The sequence below is a fragment of the Amycolatopsis kentuckyensis genome (assembly GCF_002155975.1).
GTDB lineage: Bacteria > Actinomycetota > Actinomycetes > Mycobacteriales > Pseudonocardiaceae > Amycolatopsis > Amycolatopsis kentuckyensis.
This window is the reverse complement of the sequence record NZ_MUMI01000547.1, coordinates 1-5754: the sequence shown is the minus strand read 5'-3', so window position 1 is coordinate 5754 and position 5754 is coordinate 1. Positions and strand designations below refer to the sequence as shown.

Below are 5754 nucleotides of genomic sequence, written 5' to 3'. Positions count from 1 at the left end.
GGGCTACACCGCCGACATCACGCTGACCAACGGCGCCACCGCGGTCTCCTCCTGGACGCTCACCTGGCACTACGCCGGGAACCAGGTCGTCACGTCCGCCTGGAACGCGACCGTCCGCCAGACCGGGACCGCCGTCACCGCGCCGTTGTAGGTGAGGTTCTGCGCGGTGACGGCGGTCCCGGTCTGGCGGACGGTCGCGTTCCAGGCGGACGTGACGACCTGGTTCCCGGCGTAGTGCCAGGTGAGCGTCCAGGAGGAGACCGCGGTGGCGCCGTTGGTCAGCGTGATGTCGGCGGTGTAGCCCGTCTGCCACTGGTTGACGCGGTAGGCGACCGAGCACGCGGGCGCGGCGGCGGCCGGCCCGGCCACGACGACCGCGGTGGTGCCTGCCGCGGCGAGGCAGAGCGCGGCCAGTGCACCGGCGAACCTGTTCATGGGGTGGCTCCTCGTGGGGACGCGGACAGGGGCGTCGTGGCTTGCACCACGACGCCCCTGGGTGGTGGCCGCGTTCTGGCGAGGCGACCTGGCATGGGAGCGCTTCCAGCCGCGGGAAAGGTAACCCCGGTGTGTCGTGCTTGTAAAGAGCGACCCGGACGCGGGCCGATCCGGTGGTCCGTTTTCCGCAGCCGGTGCGGCCGGCCTCCCCACTGAACGCTCCTGAACGGCCGAAGCCGTTGGGACGCAGGACTTGTCCCGGTCGCACTGCGCCACTGCGACGCGGCGCCGGACGCCTCCGTTGGAGTGGATTCCGGAAATTCTGTCAAGATCACCGGTGCGTCCTGGGGAGCCGCCGATTGGGAGCGCTCTCAGCCCATCTGCCGAGGCCTTCGGCCGGAAAACCCTTGTTGCACCTTCAACTTCTCGCGATGCACACGGTTCCCGCCCCGATGACGATCTGGGCCCCCGAGCCGACCCTGCGGTAGGGTCGGCGAGGTGCCCCAGTACTCCGGAAATCGTTGGATGAACGATGAGTCGACAGGCCAAGCCAGGGAGTAAGCCGTATCGCGCGCAATTGCGCGAGCGGCTCACCGCCTTGGGCTTCCCCGAGGAGGCGATCCCGGCCCAGGTCGCGAAGAACCTGATCCTCGAATGCCGGATCCCGCCGCGCACCGCGTGGCGGCTGGCGTCCGAGCTCTCGCTCGACGTCGCGGCGCACCAGTACAACGCCGTCACCGGAGACCCTCGCGCGGGCATGCGCGGCACGCGGATCTGGGAGTACGAGCAGTGGCCCGAACGCGGCGTCCGGCCCACCATCGCCGCGCTGCGGGTGCTGGCGCAGGTCTACGGCACCAGCTGGAAGTGCCTGCTGGGGCTGCACGACCTCGAGCAGTTGCCGGCCAAGGACCTCGCCGAATACCACGCCGACCTGCAGCCCGCCGTCGTCGCGGCGCCCGAGCCCGCCCCGCCGGCCCGCGTCCTGGCCCGTGCCGAAGCCCGGGTCGACGAGGAGATCGGTGCCGGCGCCCTCGACGACGCCATGCTGCTCACCCAGACCAACGTGGACGACGTCCAGCTCGACGACCTGTGGGCGGACCTGGACTTCCTGGGCGGCGCCTACACCCGCACCGCGCCCGACTCGATCCTCGGCCAGCTCGCCGTGATCGAGGAACGGACGGCGTCCCTGCTGAAGGGCCGGCAGCGGCCGAAGCAGACCCAGGACCTCTTGCTCATCGGGGCGAAGACGAGCGCGATGATGGCCTGGATCGCCGGGGACCTCGGCCGCTACCGGCTCTCGCGCGAGCTCAACTCCGCCGCCTGGCTCTACACCCAGTACGCCGACGACTTCCTCGCCCGGCGCTGGGTGCGCACGTCCCAGGCGCGTGTGGCGTTCTGGGCCGGGAACGGCATCGAGTCCGCGAAACTCGCCGCGGACGGGCTCAACTACCACGCGGGCGGGCGCCTCACCGACGCCCCGCTCATCCTCGCCGAGGCGCGCGGCTGGTCGTCGGTGCAGGCCGAGCGGCAGGTGCTGGACGCGATCGCGCGCTGGACGGCCATCGAGGACCCCGACCTCGCGGCCGGCGGCGAGGACAGCTTCTTCAACATCACGAAGGACCGGCGCCACTACATGGCCGGCAACTCGCTGCTCTCGGTCGGGCAGGCCTCGGCCGCGCTGCGCGAGTTCACCACCGCCCGCGAGGCCTTCGAAAAGCTGTCGCTGGAAAACCGCTGGGAAGCCATGGATCCGATGATCCGGATCGACACGGGCCGCGCGCACCTGCGGCTCGACGACCTCGAAGGCGCCGCAGCACAGGTCGGACCACTGCTGGACGCGGGGGTGGGCAAGCAGCCGGACATGGTGCGCGCCATGCTGAAGCTGATGGCCACCGAGCTGTCCGGACCGCGCTGGCGCTCGGCCACGACGGCCCGCAACCTCGCCGAAGCACTCCTGGACGCCCACGCCTCGGCGCGGCCGTGACCCCAGATCAGACCCGGACGGAGGCGCCCGAAGTGGCACCGCACGAATTCTCGTGCCCGCAACTGCCGTGCGAGGAGGCCTGGACGTTCGAAGGACGGCGGGACGTCGTCGTGGTGGCCGACCGCTTCGCGCAGTTCGCCCGCGACGACCGGGTGTTCACCCTGTCGGGCCTGCTGGCGCTGCTCGCCACCGGCGGTCTCACGCCGCCGGGCTGCCGCTGGGTCGTCCACCTCGGCCAGGGCATCGACGCGACGGACGGCGACCTGCTGCACGCCGCGTGCGAGAAGAGCGAGGGCGCCATCTCCCTCGCCGACCCGGAGACGTTCCGGCTGCCCCCCGAACCGCCCGTCGTCGTCCACAAGGACCGGCCGGAGAACGTCCTGCTCGCCGGCGTGCACAACCCGGCGCCCACGCACTGCCGGGCCGAGCTGCGGATCCACCGGGACAACGAACTCGTCCTCGACCACCACACCGGCGAGCACGTGCAGGGCATCGTGATCATCGAGGCGATGCGCCAGATCTGCATCGCGCAGTTCGAGACCGCGATCCGCCCCGGTCTCGTCCCGGCCTCGTACGCCGGGGTGTGGAAGCGGATCGACCTGTCCTTCCAGGACTTCCTGTTCCCGCTGCCGGCCACGGTCGAGTCGGTGATCGTCGAGTCCGACCTCGACCGGGAGACCAACCTCAAGTTCCGCGCCACGACGTCGGTGCGCCAGCAGAGCCGCATCGTGGCCACCGCCGGCATCGAGTACTCGATGATCGCGCAGGGTCGCATCGGCACCCTCGAACGCCGCAAGGCCGACCAGGCCACCCGGGCCTACCTCGGGTGAGCCGTCACTCCGGAAGGGAAACCACTTCACGATGTCCGACCTGCAGCAGCAGGACCGCTCCGCGTCCTTCGCCCAGGGCCTGAAACTCATCCAGCAGCTCGGCGGGGCCGACCGGCCGGCCGTGCTGGACCTGTTCGAGAGCATCGGGGAGGCCGAGTTCGGCGAGCAGTGCGTCGGGTTCATCTACGGCGACGTCTACCACCGGCCCGGCCTGCCGCTGCCGGAGCGGCAGCTGGCCACCGTCGCCGCGCTGACCGCCCTCGGCTACGCGGGCTCGCAGCTGCAGTTCCACGCCAAGGCCGCGCTCAACGTCGGCTGCACGCGCCGCCAGCTGGTCGAGGCCGTGATCCACGTCAGCTCGTTCGCCGGGTTCCCGGCCACGCTCAACGCCCTCACGGCGCTGCAGGCGGCCTTCGACGGCCTGCCGGACGAGGAGCCGGCCGAGGAGGTCGCGGACGTGCCGTGGGCGGGCATCGAGGACCGCTACGAGCGCGGCCTGGCGGCGATGAAGGCCGTCGACGGCGAGGCGGGGGAGAGGGTCGCCGCCGGCCTCCGGGACATCGCGCCCGACCTGGCCACCTACATCGTCGAATTCACCTTCGGCGAGATCTACTCGCGGCCGCACCTGAGCCTGCGGCACCGCGAGATCGTCACGATCGCCGCCTGCGTCGCGCTGGGCACCGCGCTGCCGCAGCTGAAGGTGCACATCCACGGCCTGCTCAACGTCGGCGGCACCGAGCAGGAGGTCGTGGAAACCGTGCTGCACCTGGCGTTCTACTGCGGTTTCCCGGCCGCGCTCAACGCCATCGCGGCCGCGCGGGAAGTCTTCGCGCAGCGGTGACCGGCTTCGGGAAACTGCGCGTGGTCGCGCTGGACTGCGACGGCGTGCTCATCGACGACACCTACCTGGCCATGATCGCCCGGTTCGTCACCGAGCACGGCGGGGTGTACGACGCCGCGGCCGAGCGGGACGTCATCGGGCTGCGCGACATCGTCGTCGCGGAGAAGGTCACCGCGCTCTGCGGTCTGGACCAGCCGGCCGAGGAGACGCTGAAGCAGCTGTGGGCCGCGCGGCAGGACTACCTGGCCGAGCACCCCATCCGGGTGGCCGAAGGCGCGCGGGACTGCCTGGAGGCGCTGTCGAAGCTCCCGGTGCGGCTGGTCTGCTACGGCGGCCGGACCCGCGAGCACACCTTCGACCACCACCTCGGCGAATTCGTGGACCTGCTCGACCCCGAGGTGCCCTACGTGAGCATCAACGAGCACCGCCCGGGCGTCGACCACATCACGCGGACCGTGCTCGGCGTGGCCTTCGACGAGATCGTGTTCGTCGACGACGTCAGCCGGGTCGCCGAGGACGCCCGCGCGCACGGCGCCGGGTTCGTCGGGTTCCCGTCGAGCCCCGCCCACGCGCGGCAGCGGGAGTTCATGGCGTCCGGCGGCGTCCGGCACTTCGCCAGCTCGCTCGCCGAACTGACCCCGGAACTCCTGGCCATCGTCGACGGCGAGCTCGCGGCTTCGACACACTGGCCTCGTTGAGGAGTGTCCCCGACCCCTTGGAGCCGCTGTGAAGTTCTTTTCCCTGCCCCGTCCCGGCGCCGGGCTCGTCCTGGGCGAGCGTGACGTCCCGGAACCCGGCCCCGGGCAGGTCCTGGTCCGCCTGCGCGGGTGGGCGCTCAACGCCCGCGACCTGATGATCCTCAAGGGGTTCTACCCGAAGCCGGTGAAGCCGGACGTGATCCCGCTGTCCGACGGCGCGGGCGAGGTCGTCGCGGTCGGGGACGGCGTGCGCGCCTGGACCGCGGGGGACCGGGTGGCGGCGACCTACTTCCCGGACTGGCTGGCCGGGCCCGGCACGCCGGAGAAGACCGCGGACGACCTGGGCGGAACGCTCGACGGTGTGCTCGCGGAGTACGCCGTCTTCGCCGAGGAGGCCCTGGTCGCGGTGCCCGCGCACCTCGACTACGCCGAAGCGGCCACGCTGCCCAGCGCCGGCGTGACGGCGTGGCGGGCGGTCGTCGAGGAAGGCCGGCTGACACCGGGGCAGACCGTGCTCACCCTCGGCAGCGGCGGCCTGTCCACGTTCGCGTTGCAGTTCGCCGCGCTCGGCGGTGCCCACGTCGTCTCGACGTCGAGCTCGGACGAGAAGCTCGAGCGGCTGCGGGCGCTCGGGGCCGCGCAGACGCTCAACCACGAGACCACCCCGGAGTGGGGCGCCGCGGTGGCCGGCCTGACCGGCGGCGGCGTCGACCACGTCGTCGACGTGGGCGGCGGCGGCACGATCGGCCAGTCGATGATCGCCGCGCGCTACGGCGGCCACGTCAGCGTCGCCGGCGTCCTGACCCACGAAGGCGGCGCCGACCCGATCCTGGTGCTGGTCAAGCAGCTGACCCTGCGCGGTCTCACCAACGCCTCCCGCGAGACGTTCCAGGCGATGAACACCGCGATCGAGCGGACCGGCCTGAAGCCGGTGATCGACCGCCGGTTCGGCTTCGACGAGGTCGC

Annotated in this window: 6 protein-coding genes and 1 pseudogene; 6 read left to right on the top strand and 1 reads right to left on the bottom strand. The window is 71.7% G+C overall.

Features of this window, described 5'->3' with window-relative positions; translation table 11 throughout:
- Nucleotides 1-16: 16 nt before the first annotated feature.
- Nucleotides 17-82, top strand: a pseudogene (locus tag CCN39_RS52265) (hypothetical protein); the annotation flags it as partial.
- Here CCN39_RS52265 and CCN39_RS41305 read toward each other — a convergent pair.
- Entirely contained in the window at nt 70-435 is a 366-nt protein-coding gene (locus tag CCN39_RS41305) for a cellulose binding domain-containing protein (protein WP_244211236.1), read from the bottom strand. The pseudogene CCN39_RS52265 and the gene CCN39_RS41305 overlap by 13 nt on opposite strands.
- 577 nt (nt 436-1012) lie before the next feature.
- Here CCN39_RS41305 and CCN39_RS41300 point away from each other — a divergent pair.
- The 5 genes from CCN39_RS41300 to CCN39_RS41280 all read left to right on the top strand — a co-directional run.
- On the top strand, nt 1013-2419 hold the full coding sequence (locus CCN39_RS41300) for a hypothetical protein (protein WP_244211235.1): 1407 nt from the start codon (nt 1013-1015) through the stop codon (nt 2417-2419).
- 32 nt (nt 2420-2451) lie between these two features.
- Nucleotides 2452-3249: an AfsA-related hotdog domain-containing protein gene (locus CCN39_RS41295; RefSeq protein WP_086851767.1), complete on the top strand. Its 798-nt coding sequence runs from the start codon at nt 2452-2454 to the stop codon at nt 3247-3249.
- Between the two features lie 31 nt (nt 3250-3280).
- Nucleotides 3281-4090 (top strand): carboxymuconolactone decarboxylase family protein, encoded by an 810-nt coding sequence (locus tag CCN39_RS41290; RefSeq protein ID WP_086851765.1) that lies wholly within the window; start codon nt 3281-3283, stop codon nt 4088-4090.
- Nucleotides 4087-4788 carry an HAD family hydrolase gene (locus tag CCN39_RS41285; RefSeq protein ID WP_086851763.1) on the top strand — a complete coding sequence of 234 codons (702 nt, stop codon included), beginning with the start codon at nt 4087-4089 and terminating at the stop codon, nt 4786-4788. The genes CCN39_RS41290 and CCN39_RS41285 overlap by 4 nt, the downstream gene beginning before the upstream one ends.
- Nucleotides 4789-4816: 28 nt before the next feature.
- Nucleotides 4817-5754 (top strand): zinc-dependent alcohol dehydrogenase family protein (locus CCN39_RS41280; RefSeq protein WP_086851761.1); only part of this gene is annotated, 938 nt, incomplete at its 3' end.